We start from the raw sequence: 15,181 nt of genomic DNA on the forward strand, positions 1-15,181 counted from the left end.
TGCAGTGAGGCGTATTACTTGGCCGCCCAAGAGTTGAAACGCTGTTCCAGTTGCTCGCCGTTGTCCGCCCAGAAGCTGACGTCGATCTGCACCTGGTTGGCGATGTTTTGCGGGGCGGTCGGCATATCTTTCAGGACTTCCTTGGCCAGCAACGGCACGGCCTGGGTGTTGGCCGGGCCGTAGGCGATGTTTTCCGAATAGGTCTTCTGCTGCTGTGGCGCCACCGAGAAAGCGATGAACTTCTTCGCCGCTTCTGCACGGTCCTTGTCCAGGCCTTTTGGAATAGCCCAGGCATCAAAGTCATAGATGCCGCCGTTCCACACAACTTGCAGGTTGCTCTCTTTCTGCACGGCGGCGATCCGGCCGTTATAAGCCGAGCTCATGACCACATCGCCCGATGCCAGGTATTGCGGCGGCTGGGCGCCGGCTTCCCACCATTGAATCGACGGTTTGAGTTCATCGAGTTTCTTGAAGGCACGATCCTGGCCCTCTTTGCTGGCGAGGACTTTGTAAACGTCCTTGGGCGCGACGCCGTCCGCCATCAAGGCAAATTCCAGGGTGTACTTGGCGCCTTTGCGCAAGCCGCGCTTGCCGGGGAACTGTTTGGTGTCCCAGAAATCCGCCCAACTGGTCGGCGCAGTTTTCAGCTTGTCGGCGTTGTACGCCATAACGGTCGACCAGACGAAAAAGCCCACACCGCAGGGCTGGATTGCGCCCTTCACATAATCTTCGGTGTTGCCAAACAGCGCCGGGTCCAACTCTTCGAACATGCCTTCGTCACAGCCGCGGGACAGTTCCGGGGATTCGACCTCCACCAAGCTCCAGGACACACTCTTGGTATCGACCATGGCTTTGACCTTGGCCATTTCGCCGTTGTATTCGCCTGCGATGATCTTGCCGTTACCTGCGCTTTCCCACGGCGTATAGAAGGCCTTGACCTGGGCTGCCTTGTTTGCGCCGCCGAACGACACCACCGTCAGGTCTTGAGCGGCCATAGCCTGTGAAACACCCGCCAGGCCGATGGCCAAAGCAGTCAATTTCAGGGTTCTCAACATTTCTTGTTCTCTCCACGTGCAGGGTTGGATGAAGCCAGGGGGCGATCAATTCGCCTCTAGAAGTGGGTCGAGTGCGCGAATGTGCTCGACTTGCCAGCCAATCGGTACCACATCACCAACCGTCAACGCCGGGTCCAGCTCGGCGATCGGTTGTTTCACAAAAAAGTCGCCTTTGCCGCAGACCTCCAGACGCACCCGCACGTGGTCGCCCAAGTAGATAAATTCCGCAACCCGCCCGGAAAAGCGGTTGACGCAGCTCTCGCTGGAGCCATTGAGACTGACCCGTTCCGGACGTACCGACAGGGTGACCGGACCGCCGATCTGGCCGACATTCACCGCCAGCGCCTCGACCTTCTCGCCTCGCGCCAACTCGACCACGCAACGCTCACCGGTGTGGCTGTGCAAACGGCCGTTAAGGCGGTTGTTCTCGCCGATGAAGTTGGCGACGAAGGTGTTTTTCGGTTCTTCATACAAAGTGCGCGGCGGGGCAATCTGCTGGATTTCGCCCTGGTGGAACACTGCGACCCGGTCGGACATGGTCAGTGCTTCGCCCTGATCGTGGGTTACATAGACCACCGTCACGCCAAGGCGCTGGTGCAGGTGCTTGATCTCCATCTGCATGTGCTCGCGCAGCTGTTTGTCGAGGGCACCCAGGGGCTCGTCCATCAACACCAGTTGTGGTTCGAACACCAATGCCCGGGCCAGGGCCACCCGTTGTTGCTGCCCACCCGAAAGTTGCGCCGGGTAGCGTTGGGCAAAGGCGTCGAGCTGGACCATGCTCAGTACGCGTTTGACTCGCTCGCTGACGTCGGTCTTGCTCAGGCCGCGCACCGACAGCGGAAACGCCAGGTTTTCGGCCACAGTCATATGGGGGAACAGCGCATAGTTCTGGAACACCATGCCGATGTCGCGCTTGTGTGGTGGCACGTTGTTGATGGAGCGTCCGGCCAACTGGATCTCACCGGCAGTCGGCGTTTCGAAGCCGGCGAGCATCATCAGGCTGGTGGTCTTGCCCGAACCGGAAGGGCCCAGCAGGGTCAGGAATTCGCCTTTGCGAATGTCCAGGTTGAGGTCTTTGACGATCAGGTTCTCGCCGTCGTAGCTCTTTTGCACACCACGAAAGCTGACCAGCACATCATTTGAATCCACCTCGTTCATACCTGCACCTTTTTGTTTTGGACTGCTGTGAGGCCAGCGTAGTCCAGGGGCAAGCCCCCGGAAATCGGGGTGCAGGAGAGATTCACATCAGCGTGCTGGAAGGTTTGGGGTAAGGATTGCCCTACACGGATGGCGGGCATGGGACAGTGCAGTGGCAAGTTTCAAGCAACAAGCTGCAAGAATGGGTCCGGCGGTATTAGGGTGATGTCGCAAATAGATACGGCCCTACAGCAGTTTGTGCTCCATTGCGTACTTCACCAGTTCCGCCAGAGACGTGATATTGAGTTTCTGCATCAACCGCGCCTTGTGGGTGCTGATGGTCTTGCTGCTCAGGGCCAGTTGCTGGGCGATCTCATTGACGTTGGCGCCTTGGGCCAGGCGTTCGAATACCGAGAACTCACGCTCCGACAATAGCGAATGCAGGGGCCTTGCGTCGGTGAGGCCGACTTCAAAGACCATGCGGTCGGCCAGGTCCGGGTCGATATAGCGCCCGCCCGCCGCCACCTTGCGGATAGCCGTCAGCAAGAGCGCGGGGTCGCTGTCCTTGGTGGCATAGCCAGCGGCACCGACCTTCAACGCCCGGGCGGCCATTTGTGCCTCGTCGTGCATGGACAGCACCAGGATCGCCGGCGGATTGTTCAGCGCTCGAATCCGCGCAATGGCTTCCAGCCCGTTGACACCCGGCATCGATATGTCCAGCAACACCACCTCGCAGGCGGTGTGGCGCAAGGCATCCAACAGTTGCTCGCCGTTGCCCGCCTCGCCCACCACCAACAGGTCCTTGGCCAGTCCGATCAATTGCTTGATGCCTTCACGGACAATGGTGTGGTCTTCGGCTACCAGTACGCGGATCACGGGGTTTTCCTCTTTTTGTAGTTATGCATCCAACGGCACCGTCACACTCAGGGTGGTGCCCTCACCCGGTTCGCTGTCCAGGAACAATTGCCCGCCCATGATCAGCACGCGCTCGCGCATGCCCACCAGGCCAAACGACACTGGACGACCTGGCGCGGGGACAAAACCGACACCGTCGTCGCTGATGCTCAACCGCAAGTCAGAACCTTCCACAATTAGGGTCAGCTCGACAGTATGCGCCTGGGCATGACGCATGACATTGGTCAGCGCCTCTTGCAGGATACGAAACAGGCCGATGGCCTTGCCATCGCTGAGCATTGGCAGGTTATCCGGCACCCGTACCAGACAAGGAATCTGTGTGCGCGCCTCAAAGCGTCGCGCCTGCCACTCGATGGCCGAGGCGATCCCGGCATCGAGAATCGGCGGGCGCAACGCGGTGGCAACATCGCGGACCAATTGGAACAGTTGGGCGATCAGGCGCTTCATGCTGTTCAAACGCTCGTGCAGGCCAGGGTCAAGCTGTGCATACGCCAGCTCACACATCGAGGTTTCCAGCTTGAGCACGGTGAGCATCTGCCCCAATTCGTCGTGTACTTCACGGGCGATCCGCGCCTTCTCTTCCTCGCGTACGGTCTCCAGGTGAGCTGACAGCTCGCGCAATTGCGCACGCGAGGCGTCCAGTTCCAATTCGATACGCTTACTTTCGCTGACGTCCCAGACAATTCCGTCCCACACCACCGAGCCATCTTCCTGACGGCGGGTGACGGCCTTGATATCAGCCCAGCGCTGTTCACCGTGACGCGTCAGGATGCGTCCTTGCCACGACCAGTTGCTTTCAGTGTCGATGGCCTGGTCCTGGGTGCGGTGATAACTGGCTCGGTCATCAGGATGCACAAGGCTGCGGATCCCCACGTCATGATGCTTGAGCACCGCAGGGGCATAGCCCACCAGACGCTCACTGCCTTCGCTGATATAGGCGAACTCGATATCGTCACTGGCGGGCGCTCGCTCCAGGCGGAACACCAGACCTGGCACATTGGCCGCGATCCCTTGCAGGCGCGCTTCACTTTCCTGCAGTGCCGCCAATGCCCGGCGCCGCTCAGTGACGTCATTGAGATAAACCACCAGGTATTCTCCCCCGGCAAAGCGTAGGAAACTCAGGGAGACATCCGTGGGTAGCAGACTGCCATCAGCCCGCAGGCATTGCGTGGCAAAACTCTGAGGCCCGTCTTCACTGGCGCGGGCACGCTTCCACAGGTTGAGCCAGCGGTCCATGCTCAAGTTGGGCTCGAATTCGATCAGCGGCCGCTCGATCAGTGCGCCGGGGGCATAGCCGAGCATGGCCTCGGCAGCAACGTTGGCGTAACGCACATGGCTGTCCCAATTGACCCAAAGGATTCCGACAGTGCTTTGATCAATCGAAAACTGCGTCAGGCGCAACGCCTCGGCGCCGGCAGCTCGGGCAGCGCTTTCTTCGCGTGTGGCCAACAGCTCCTGCTCCAGAGCCCTTTGATGACGACGCAGCCACACTACAATCGCCGCGCAGGCCAGCAACAAAACACCCAGTAACAAGCTCAGGTTTTGCCAGAACCCCGCAGAGTCCGCCAGGCGCGGGTACTTGGGTTGCAGCCAGCGGACATGCAATTGATCCAGTTCACGGGCCGGGATCGCCTGCAGGGCGCTTTCCATGATGGCGGCCAATTGCGGCCAGTCGCGGCGCGTGGCTACCCGCAGCAGTTGCGGGAAGCCGATATCGCCGACCACTGCCAACCCGGCGAACTCAGGCTCGGCAAACAAACGGCTCAACTGCGCCTGGTCAATCACCGCATAACGAGCTTGCTGGCTCAACACCAGCTGTAGCGCCTGACGCTCCAGTGGCACACCTTGCACGTTGAGGCCGGGGTAATTGCTGCGCAAGTAATCGGCCACGGCGCTGGGCATGCGCACGGCGACCCGGGATCGCTCGTCGAGGTTTTCCAGGTCGACCGCGCCACCGCCTTCACGCGCGCCTACAATGTGCTGGGGAATACGCATATACGGGTCGGAAAACGACCAAAGGCGCAAACCGGCCGGGGTCTGCAGCAGCCCGGGGGCCAGGTCGATCTCATGATTGCGTACGGCGGCATCCAACTGCTCCAGGCTGGAAAAATGACGCCAGATCAACTGAATGTTCAGCACTTTGGCCAACGACTGCATCAGCTCCACGCTGGCCCCGGATAAATGCTGTGAACGCCTGTCGTACTGCGCATAAGGGGCCTGCAATATCACCCCGACCCGCAATTGCGGGTGTTCGGCCAGCCACTCGCGCTGTTGTGCATTGAGCACCGCGTGGGGCATGACAGACCCGGGCGCGCCGCGCGCCATCAAGGACAAGCACAGACAGCCGATAACCAGCAGGCAGCGAAAAATCATGATTCACATCTCACTTCACTGACAAATACTGACCAACCCATTAGGCTGCCGGAATCACTTCTGGCCGGAAATCCACGATGCTCTTTCCTCACCGTTCGACACTGCCAGCATTGTGCCTGTCGCTCATGTTTACCAGCACCTTTTATGCCCATGCCGCAGACACTGCACCGCTCACCACGCAAAAAACTGCCGAGCGCCAGGCTCTGCCCGAGCGCAGCCAGGAAGAAGCCCGTGCCCTGGAGCGGCAAGTTCCGCAACAGGAACAGCAACAGCTGCAGGCTGGCGATGATTCTTTCCTGGCACTGTGGAAACCAGCCAACAGCGCCGAAGCAGCGGGTGTGGTGATTATCGTCCCGGGTGCCGGGGAAACAGCTGACTGGCCGCAGGCAATCGGGCCTTTGCGGCAAAAGCTACCGGACGCGGCCTGGAGCAGCCTCAGCCTGACACTGCCGGACCTGGGCCTGGACACGCTCCCTGCGCGAACCATCGAAGCGCCCGATGCTGCCGTGGATAGCAGCTCCCAAGATGCCACCGACGCAGCGCCCAAACCCATCGAGCAAGCGGCCAGCGCCGAAGCCGATGGCACCGATCCGGCGGTAGTGGCCGGCGCCGATGAGCATGACAAAACCGACGCCACACGGATTTTCGCGCGCATCGATGCTGCCGTCGCCTATGCACAGACCCAGAATGCCCGCAGCGTGGTGCTGCTTGGGCATGGCACAGGTGCCTGGTGGGCGGCTCGCTACCTGAGCGAAAAACAACCTACTCAAGTGCAGAAGTTCATCATGGTTGCGCCCCAGACACCTACGGGACGCACTCCGCCCCTGCAACAGTTGGCGCCGGCCCTGAAATTGGCGACTGCTGATTTTTTCTACCAGGATGGCGCCTCGGCAAGCAAGAATGCGCGGGAGCGCTCCCAAGCCAGCAAGCGCTTGAAAAATGACAACTACCATCAGGTGTCGTTGCATGCCTTGCCAGGCAACAGTCCCGCCGGCCAGGAACAGCTCTCTCGACGAATCCGCGGCTGGTTGAGCCCGCAACCTATGTAGGCGCTCGCGCCGGCAAAATCCTAGCGCAGATCCCGCCGCTCCCGAATCACTGCATACGCACTATGCAGCTCGCGGGTTTTTTCCGTCGCCTCGCGCACTTGCGCAGGGCTCGCGCCATTGCCCGCAACCTTGTCCGGATGATGGCGGCTGAGCAATCGCCGATAGGCACGCTTGATCGCGGCAGGCTCCGTGGTGGCTGTCACCCCGAGAGTCTGCAGCGCTTGCTGGTAGGCCCCGCCAGGATTGGCCAGCGGCTTGCGTTCAGGCTCGTAATCGCGGGCCAGTGCCTGGACTTGTTGTGGCGTCCACCCCAGCCACTTTCCCCACAGTACGATCAATTCACGTTCGGCGGTGCTGGCCTTGCCATCGGCCCAGACCATACGCCAGCAAGCGCGCAACACGCCTTCTGCCGCATGAGGCTGGGCCTTGAGCAGCCGCAGGTAAGGGTGCACCCGGTCGGATCCCGACTTGCCGCGATTAAACGCCGCAATTGCCCGCCGCTGGGCCGGTTCGGCCATGTCCAGCGAGCGCATTTCCACCCGCGCCTGCTGGATATGCCCGTCCACTACCCGACCGTTGCTCTTGGCCAGGCGACCCAGCAACACGAACAATAATTCATCGTTGCGCAATGCCGCACGACCGCCCAGGCGCTCACGCAGTTGTGCCCAACTGTGCAGTTGCAAACGCCGATCCAATGCCTGGCCCAGCAACGCGCCGAGCATGGCCCCTGGAATACTGGCGATGGCAAAACCCGCCCCGGCGCCAATCAGAGTCCCTGGCCACAGCATCTTACTGCTCCGCAGTCAGCAGGACTTCGACTTGCGCCAACCGCTCCAGCGTACCGACATCAATCCAGCGTCCGTCCATGCGCTCTCCCGTCACTTGCCCTTTGCTCATCGCCGCACGCAACAATGGCGCGAGCTTGAAGGCACCGGCACTGCACCCTTCGAACAGCTTGGGATGCAATACTGAAATGCCACTAAAGGTCAGGTTATCGGCACCGACGGCGGCATCATGAACAATCCCATCCTCAATGTAGAAATCGCCCCCCGACGGGTGGTGAGCCGGGTTATCGACCATCACCAAGTGCGCAAGGCCTTGCAGCGGCTGTTTCAAGCGGGCGAAGTCGTAATCGGTCCAGATGTCGCCATTGACCAGCAGAAACGGCGCGTCCCCCAGCAGCGGCAACGCCTTGAAGATCCCGCCACCGGTTTCCAGCGGCTCACCCTCGGCGGAGTAGCGGATCCGCAAGCCGAACTGCGCACCGTCCCCCAGGTAACTTTCAATCTGCTGGCCAAGCCAGGCATGGTTGATGACGATATCGGTGAAGCCGGCCTTGGCCAGCGCCTCCAGGTGATATTCGATCAAGCGCTTGCCGCCGGCCTGAACCAGCGGCTTGGGGGTATGCAGGGTCAGCGGGCGCATCCGCTCGCCCTTGCCCGCTGCCAGAATCATCGCCTTCATACAACAACCTCTGCTGGCTGGCGCAGGCTCGCCAGCAACTCAGCCAAATCGGCCAGTTCCGCACGATCCGCGAGCACTGTCTCTATATAGGCGAAGAAACGCGGCACATCCGCCAGGTAGCGCGGCTTGCCATCACGATGGCAAATGCGCGCAAAGATACCGATCACCTTGAGGTGACGCTGAACGCCCATCAGGTCGCTGGCCCGCAGGAAATCTTCAAAATCTGCCTGCACCGCAATACCCAATTGGCCAGCACGCTCCCAATAACCACGCTGCCACTCCCGCACGCGAGCCTGGGGCCAACTGAGGAATGCATCCTTGAACAGGCAGGTGATGTCGTAGGTGACCGGGCCGTAGACCGCATCCTGGAAATCCAGCACACCGGGGTTCGGCTCGCTGATCATCAGGTTGCGCGGCATGTAATCGCGGTGTACCAGAACCTTGGGCTGGGCCAGGGCGCTGTTTATCAGCAAGGTACTGGCACGCTGCCATTGCTGCGCCTGCTGCTCGTCGAACTCAATGCCCAGGTGCCGACGCACATACCACTCGGGGAACAGCTCCAATTCCCGGCGCAGCAAGGCCTCGTCGTAACTGGGCAGCGGAGCGTCCATGGGCAACTGCTGGAATGCCAGCAAAGCGTCGATGGCATCGGCAAACAATTGATCGGCATTTTTGTCGTCAATCACGTCCAGATAGGTTTTTCTGCCCAGGTCATTGAGCAAAAGAAAGCCTCGCGGCAAATCTTCGGCATAAATTTGTGGAACATTTATTCCTGATTTCGCCAGCATTTGCGCAATATCGACGAAAGGTTTGCAGTTTTCCTGGGGGGGTGGAGCGTCCATCACGACGAAACTGCGGCCACCGCCTTCCCAGCGAAAATAGCGCCTGAAACTCGCGTCACTGCTGGCCGCGGTCAATGTGGCCGGGGGTACGGAGCCCCAGTCTTGCGCATTGAAAAGGATAGGTAACTGCTCATCAAGCCAGACTTTCAGGTATTGCAAACGTAGATCTTGGTCGGGCATTACAAGGGTCTCCGACGGCGCTAGCCGTCAAGCGGGTCATGCTTTATTATCACGCATCTTTTTCAGACCATCGAGAGGCGTGCGGCCCACACCGCGGGCAGATGGCACGCAGGAAGCCCGGACTAATAAGATGGCATTGAAATCCCCCGCGTTTCGTAGAAAATTTCCGTTGCTGGTAACCGGCAGTCTGCTGGCCATGCAACCCTTCGCCACCTCATTCGTGGTCGCCGCGGAGCAGTATGACTGCTCCGTCTCTGCTTCGGGTGCCTGGGATTGTGCGCCGAAAACCAGCGCAGCCCCACTGCCACCGCGCCCGGTGCATGACGGCAGCGCCGTCAGCTCCGCCAACGGCACGCCGCAAGGCGAGGCCGCTGGCGCCGAGGCCGAGCCCAAGACCAAGCTGGTCACCGAATCCAAGGGCCGCGGCCTGCGTTCACGCAGCGCCGACTACAGCCACCTGGACTGGGTCCCTCGCGAGAAGCTCACCGCCGCGCAACTGGCTGAAACCGGCCCTTATTGCGCCGGTGCGTACATCGAGCCAATGCGTCCCGGCATGCACGACAAGACCGACAAGAGCGATGCACCGACCTTCATCGGCGCAAAAGCCTCTCGTTACGAGCAGGAGCAACAGATCGCATCCCTGGCCGGTGACGTGGTCATGCGCCAGGGCAGCATGCAGATCGAGGCCGACGAGGCCAATCTGTATCAGGCCGAGAACCGTGGCGAGCTGAGCGGCAAGGTCCGCCTGCGCGACAACGGCGCGCTGATCGTCGGCGACCGTGCCGAAGTCCAGTTGGACACCGGTGCGGCCCAGATCGACAACGCCGAATACGTCATGCACAAAAAGCGCATCCGCGGTAACGCGCTGTACGCCAAGCGTGCCGAAAACGCGATCATCCGCCTCAAGGACGGTACGTACACCACCTGTGAGCCGGACAGCAATGCCTGGCAACTGCGCGGCAACAACATCACGTTGAACCCGGCGACCGGTTTCGGTACCGCCACCAACGCGACGTTGCGGGTCAAGAACATTCCGATCCTGTACACCCCGTATATCTACTTCCCGATCGACGACCGTCGTCAGTCAGGCTTCCTGCCGCCAAGCTTCAGCACTGGCAGCGAAACCGGCTTTACATTGGTTACGCCGTACTACTTCAACCTGGCGCCCAACTATGACGCCACGTTGTATCCGCAGTACATGACCAAGCGCGGGCTGTTGATGGAAGGCGAATTCCGCTACCTCACCAAGTCCAGCGAAGGCCAGTTCGGCGGCGCCTACCTGAACGACGACAACGACGAGCGCAGCAAGCAGACCGACTACGAAAAAACCCGTTGGATGCTTAACTGGCAGCACAAGGGCGGCCTGAATTCGCGGGTACTGACTGAAGTCGACTACACCGACATCAGCGATCCGTACTACTTCCAGGACCTGAAAACCGATCAGATCGGCGTTGAAAGCCGGGACTTCCTGAACCAGCAGGGTGCAATCAGCTATCGCGGTGACAACTACACCGCCCGCCTGAATGCCCAGGCCTACAAGCTGGCGACGATTTCCCAGATCACCCCGTACAACCGCTTGCCGCAGATCACCTTCAACGGTTCGCTGCCGTACCACCCAGGTGGCTTGAACTTCGATTACCAGACCGAAGCCGTGCGCTTTGATCGTGATCTTGAGACGGGCAACTTTACGGATGAAAACGGCCTGACGTCGCTTCGCCTGGATGAAAACGTTCGAGGGTTGAATCGTGCCAACGGCACCCGACTGAGCCTGGCGCCGAGCATTTCGCTGCCGATGAACGCGAGCTACGGCTATATCACGCCGAAGCTCAAGTATGTCTACACCAAGTACGATCTTGACCTGGACAGCAAGGGCAAGAACAGCCTCACCGCCGGCACCGAGTTCAACAGCTCCCAGGACCGCGCTGTTCCGATTGCCAGTATCGACAGCGGGCTCTACTTCGATCGCGCCACCCAGTGGTTCGGCAAAAACTACAATCAAACCCTGGAACCGCGCCTGTTCTATCTCTACGTTCCCGAGAAAGACCAGTCCGACATCCCAGTGTTCGACACCAGCGAAACAACCTTCAGCTACGCCTCGCTGTTCCGTGACAACCGCTTCTCGGGCGGCGACCGCGTCGGCGACGAAAACAAACTGTCGTTCGGCCTGACCAGCCGCTGGATTGAAGAAAACGGCTTTGAGCGTCAGCGCGTGGCCATCGGCCAGGCCTTGTACTTCAAGGATCGTGAAGTCCAATTGCCAGGCGTCGTTGCCGCCAACCGCGCCGACGCGCAGGCGAATGTCTCGCCAATCGCCCTGGACTACGAGTTCCGCTTCAACCGCGACTGGCGCGCCACTGCCGACTACAACTGGGACCCTGACAGCCACAGCCCACGTTCGGGCAGCGCAATGTTCCACTACCAGCCGGAAGACAACCCGAACAAGGTTATCAACGTTGGTTATCGCTATCGCAATGACCAGGTGATCTACAACCAACTGACGGGGCAATGGCAGTTTGGCGGCGACTACGGTCGGGAAGGTCAGCCGAACTACGTGAAGGATTACTACAAAATCCAGCAACACGACTTCTCGATGATGTGGCCGATCATCCCGCAGTGGAACCTGATCACCCGCTGGCAGTATGACTACGCACGCAACCGTACCCTGGAAGCCTTCGGTGGTTTCGAATACGACAACTGCTGCTGGAAACTGCGCGTGATCAACCGTTATTGGGTCTCCAACGACGAATACACCCAGCTCGCCCCGCTTAACGAAAAAGGCGACCACGGGCTCTTCTTCCAAATTGTCCTGAAAGGACTTGGCGGCCTGACTGGCGCCAAGGTAGAGAGCTTCCTCGACAAAGGCATCCAAGGTTATCGTGAACGTGAAGATCAAGCTTTCTGATTGTCTGCGCCCGCTGATGCTGGGCGCGCTGTTCCTCGGTACGGCAACGGCACACGCTGCCGTTCAACCGCTGGACAAGGTAGTGGCCATTGTCGATAACGACGTGATCATGCAGAGCCAACTGGACAACCGCGTCAAGGAAGTCCAGCAAACCATCGCCAAGCGTGGCGGTGGCGTGCCGCCTACCAGCGTGCTGGATCAGCAGGTCCTGGAACGCCTGATCGTCGAAAACCTGCAGCTGCAGATTGGCGAACGCTCCGGCATCCGCATCTCTGACGAAGAGCTGAACCAGGCTGTCGGCACCATTGCTCAACGCAACAACATGAGCATTGACCAGTTCCGCGCCGCCCTGGCCCGTGATGGCTTGTCCTACGAGGACGCTCGCGACCAGATCCGCCGCGAAATGATCATCAGCCGTGTCCGTCAGCGCCGTGTGGCCGAACGCGTGCAGGTTTCCGAACAGGAAGTGAAGAACTTCCTGGCCTCGGACCTGGGTAAGATGCAGCTTTCCGAAGAACTGCACCTGGCCAACATCCTGATCCCGACACCGGACAGCGCCAACGCCGAGCAACTTAACGCGGCGGCTGCCAAAACCCAGGCGATCTACGAGCGTTTGAAAGGCGGTGCTGACTTCGCCCAAATGGCGATTGCCCAATCCGGCAGCGACAACGCCCTGGAAGGCGGCGACATGGGCTGGCGTAAAGCTGCTCAACTGCCCCCACCGTTCGACCGTGAGTTGAGCGCCATGGAAGTCGGCGGCATTACTCAGCCGGCTCGCACGCCAGGTGGCTTCATCATTCTCAAACTGCTGGAACGTCGCGGTGGCGAGACTTCGCTGAAAGACGAAGTGCATGTCCGGCACATCCTGGTCAAGCCAAGCGAAATCCGCACCGAAGCGCAAACCAAGGAATTGGCCCAGAAGATCTATGACCGCATCGAAAGCGGTGAGGACTTCGCCACCCTGGCCAAAAGCTTTTCGGAAGACCCGGGCTCTGCCCTCAATGGCGGCGACCTGAACTGGATCGATCCAAGGGCCTTGGTGCCCGAGTTCCAGCAAGTGATGGCCGATACAGCCCAAGGCACGCTGTCCAAACCGTTCAAGACTCAATACGGCTGGCATGTGCTGGAAGTCCTTGGCCGTCGCGCCACCGACAACACCAGCCAGGCCCGCGAGCAACAGGCAATGAACGTGCTGCGTAACCGCAAGTACGACGAAGAGCTGCAAACCTGGCTGCGTCAGATCCGTGATGAAGCCTACGTGGAAAACAAGCTGCCAGGCGCCGAGCAAACAGGCACCGATCAGGCAGAGCAGTGAAACCCCAGCGTTTCGCGGTGACACCCGGCGAGCCGGCCGGCATTGGTCCAGACCTGTGCCTGCTGCTCGCCTCGCATCCCCAGCCTCATCCCCTGATTGCCATTACCAGCCGCGACCTGCTCCTTGAGCGGGCCGCACAATTGGGAGTGGCTGTCGATCTGCTGGACGTGGCGCCCGGCAACTGGCCCGAATTGCCAGCACCGGCGGGCAGTCTCTATGTGTGGGATACCCCGCTTCAAGCGAAGGTCATCGCCGGGCAACTGGACACGGCCAACGCTGCATTTGTCCTGCAAACCCTGACCCGTGCCGGGCAAGGCTGCATCGACGGCGACTTCGCCGGCATGATTACCGCGCCAGTACACAAAGGCGTGATCAACGAGTCAGGTATCACCTTCTCCGGGCACACCGAGTTCCTTGCCGAACTGACCCACACCGCTCAGGTCGTGATGATGCTCGCCACACGGGGGCTGCGGGTTGCCTTGGTGACCACACACCTGCCGCTGCGCGACGTCGCCGATGCGATCACCTCTGAGCGCCTGGAGCGTGTAACGCGCATCCTGCACGCCGACCTGCAACAGAAATTCGGCATCGCCCAACCGCGAATACTGGTGTGCGGCCTCAACCCCCACGCCGGGGAAGGCGGGCACCTGGGCCACGAAGAAATTGACACTATCGAACCAACACTAGAGCGCCTGCGCAACGAAGGCATGGACCTGCGTGGTCCACTGCCCGCCGACACTCTGTTTACCCCCAAATATCTGGAGCACTGCGACGCAGTGCTGGCGATGTACCATGACCAGGGCCTGCCCGTGCTGAAGTACAAAGGCTTCGGCGCCGCCGTCAACGTGACACTCGGTCTGCCGATCATCCGCACCTCCGTCGACCATGGCACTGCCCTGGATCTGGCTGGCAGCGGACAAATCGACACCGGCAGCTTGCACGTGGCCCTGGAAACCGCCTATCAGATGGCCGAGACCCGTATATGACCGAGCATTACCAACACCGTGCGCGCAAGCGTTTCGGGCAAAACTTCCTGCACGACGCTGGCGTTATCGATCGCATCCTGCGCTCCATCCATGCCAAACCCGAAGATCGCCTGCTGGAAATCGGCCCTGGCCAGGGAGCACTGACCCAAGGCCTGCTCAACAGCGGCGGCCAACTGGACGTGGTGGAGCTGGACAAGGACCTGATCCCGATTCTCAACCAGCAGTTCGCCGGCAAGCCTAACTTCAACCTGCACCAGGGCGACGCGTTGAAGTTCGACTTCACCAGCCTGAATGCTGCGCCAAACAGCCTGCGGGTGGTTGGCAACCTGCCTTACAACATTTCCACGCCACTGATCTTCCATCTGTTGAACAACGCTGGAATCATCCGCGACATGCACTTCATGTTGCAGAAGGAAGTGGTCGAACGCCTGGCAGCCGGTCCTGGCGGCGGCGACTGGGGTCGCCTGTCGATCATGGTTCAGTACCATTGCCGGGTCGAGCATCTGTTCAACGTCGGCCCGGGCGCATTCAACCCGCCGCCCAAAGTCGACTCAGCCATCGTGCGCCTGGTACCTCACGCAGTCCTGCCGCACCCGGCCAAGGATCATCGGCTGCTTGAGCGTGTGGTCCGTGAAGCCTTCAACCAGCGGCGCAAAACCTTGCGCAACACCCTCAAAGCCTTGCTCAGCAATGCCGAGATCGAAGCGGCTGGCGTCGATGGCAGCCTGCGCCCCGAGCAACTGGATCTGGCAGCGTTCGTGCGCCTGGCCGATCAACTCGCTATCCAGCCAGCGCCGGCAGCGGAATAAGGCGTAGGGCAGTAACTCGACGCGATCTAAAATGTGGGAGCAAACCCGCTCCCACATTGAGCCGTGCCCCACCGAGAGAACTTTTTCATCTGGCAGGCCTGCATGACTACATGTCTGGCCTAGTGCCCTGCTCTTGGCCTAGACTGAACCGTAT

12 protein-coding genes are annotated in these 15,181 nt (G+C 60.3%); 5 read left to right on the forward strand and 7 right to left on the reverse strand.

Annotated features, from left to right (window positions below; genetic code table 11):
* Positions 1–14: 14 nt before the first annotated feature.
* From OQ460_RS22175 to OQ460_RS22190, 4 genes are all read right to left on the reverse strand, one after another.
* The gene (locus tag OQ460_RS22175; RefSeq protein WP_410019420.1) at positions 15–1,055 is read right to left on the reverse strand and encodes an ABC transporter substrate-binding protein; all 1,041 of its coding nucleotides are present in this window, start codon (positions 1,053–1,055) and stop codon (positions 15–17) included.
* Between the two features lie 45 nt (positions 1,056–1,100).
* Positions 1,101–2,213, reverse strand: a complete 1,113-nt coding sequence (locus OQ460_RS22180; protein ID WP_410019421.1) for an ABC transporter ATP-binding protein — start codon at positions 2,211–2,213, stop codon at positions 1,101–1,103.
* A 225-nt stretch (positions 2,214–2,438) separates the two neighbouring features.
* A complete protein-coding gene (locus OQ460_RS22185) occupies positions 2,439–3,068 on the reverse strand; it encodes a response regulator (RefSeq protein WP_410019422.1) in 630 nt (209 codons plus the stop codon).
* Between the two features lie 21 nt (positions 3,069–3,089).
* Positions 3,090–5,480: a PAS domain-containing sensor histidine kinase gene (locus OQ460_RS22190; protein WP_410019423.1), complete on the reverse strand. Its 2,391-nt coding sequence runs from the start codon at positions 5,478–5,480 to the stop codon at positions 3,090–3,092.
* Between the two features lie 77 nt (positions 5,481–5,557).
* Between OQ460_RS22190 and OQ460_RS22195 the strand changes: the two genes are divergently transcribed.
* Entirely contained in the window at positions 5,558–6,529 is a 972-nt protein-coding gene (locus OQ460_RS22195) for an alpha/beta hydrolase family protein (protein WP_410019424.1), read from the forward strand.
* Positions 6,530–6,549: 20 nt separating this feature from the next.
* Here OQ460_RS22195 and OQ460_RS22200 read toward each other — a convergent pair whose 3' ends face one another.
* The 3 genes from OQ460_RS22200 to OQ460_RS22210 are packed head-to-tail and all read right to left on the reverse strand — an operon-like array spanning position 6,550 to position 9,015.
* A complete protein-coding gene (locus tag OQ460_RS22200) occupies positions 6,550–7,317 on the reverse strand; it encodes a DnaJ domain-containing protein (RefSeq protein ID WP_410019425.1) in 768 nt (255 codons plus the stop codon).
* A 1-nt stretch (position 7,318) separates the two neighbouring features.
* Positions 7,319–7,993 (reverse strand): N-acetylmuramate alpha-1-phosphate uridylyltransferase MurU, encoded by a 675-nt coding sequence (gene murU, locus OQ460_RS22205; RefSeq protein WP_410019426.1) that lies wholly within the window; start codon positions 7,991–7,993, stop codon positions 7,319–7,321.
* Positions 7,990–9,015 carry an aminoglycoside phosphotransferase family protein gene (locus tag OQ460_RS22210; protein WP_410019427.1) on the reverse strand — a complete coding sequence of 342 codons (1,026 nt, stop codon included), beginning with the start codon at positions 9,013–9,015 and terminating at the stop codon, positions 7,990–7,992. Before OQ460_RS22210 ends, murU begins: the two co-directional genes overlap by 4 nt.
* A 130-nt stretch (positions 9,016–9,145) precedes the next feature.
* On the opposite strand from OQ460_RS22210, the gene OQ460_RS22215 reads away from it, so the two are divergent.
* From OQ460_RS22215 to rsmA, 4 genes are read left to right on the forward strand one after another with little or no spacing between them, the layout of a single operon-like run.
* Positions 9,146–11,917, forward strand: a complete 2,772-nt coding sequence (locus OQ460_RS22215; protein WP_410019428.1) for an LPS-assembly protein LptD — start codon at positions 9,146–9,148, stop codon at positions 11,915–11,917.
* Entirely contained in the window at positions 11,892–13,232 is a 1,341-nt protein-coding gene (locus OQ460_RS22220) for a peptidylprolyl isomerase (RefSeq protein ID WP_410019429.1), read from the forward strand. The genes OQ460_RS22215 and OQ460_RS22220 overlap by 26 nt, the downstream gene beginning before the upstream one ends.
* On the forward strand, positions 13,229–14,218 hold the full coding sequence (gene pdxA, locus OQ460_RS22225; RefSeq protein WP_410019430.1) for a 4-hydroxythreonine-4-phosphate dehydrogenase PdxA: 990 nt from the start codon (positions 13,229–13,231) through the stop codon (positions 14,216–14,218). The genes OQ460_RS22220 and pdxA overlap by 4 nt, the downstream gene beginning before the upstream one ends.
* Positions 14,215–15,027 carry a 16S rRNA (adenine(1518)-N(6)/adenine(1519)-N(6))-dimethyltransferase RsmA gene (rsmA, locus tag OQ460_RS22230; RefSeq protein WP_339531977.1) on the forward strand — a complete coding sequence of 271 codons (813 nt, stop codon included), beginning with the start codon at positions 14,215–14,217 and terminating at the stop codon, positions 15,025–15,027. Before pdxA ends, rsmA begins: the two co-directional genes overlap by 4 nt.
* Positions 15,028–15,181: the final 154 nt, after the last annotated feature.

This window comes from Pseudomonas imrae (genome assembly GCF_046352735.2).
Lineage (GTDB): Bacteria > Pseudomonadota > Gammaproteobacteria > Pseudomonadales > Pseudomonadaceae > Aquipseudomonas > Aquipseudomonas imrae.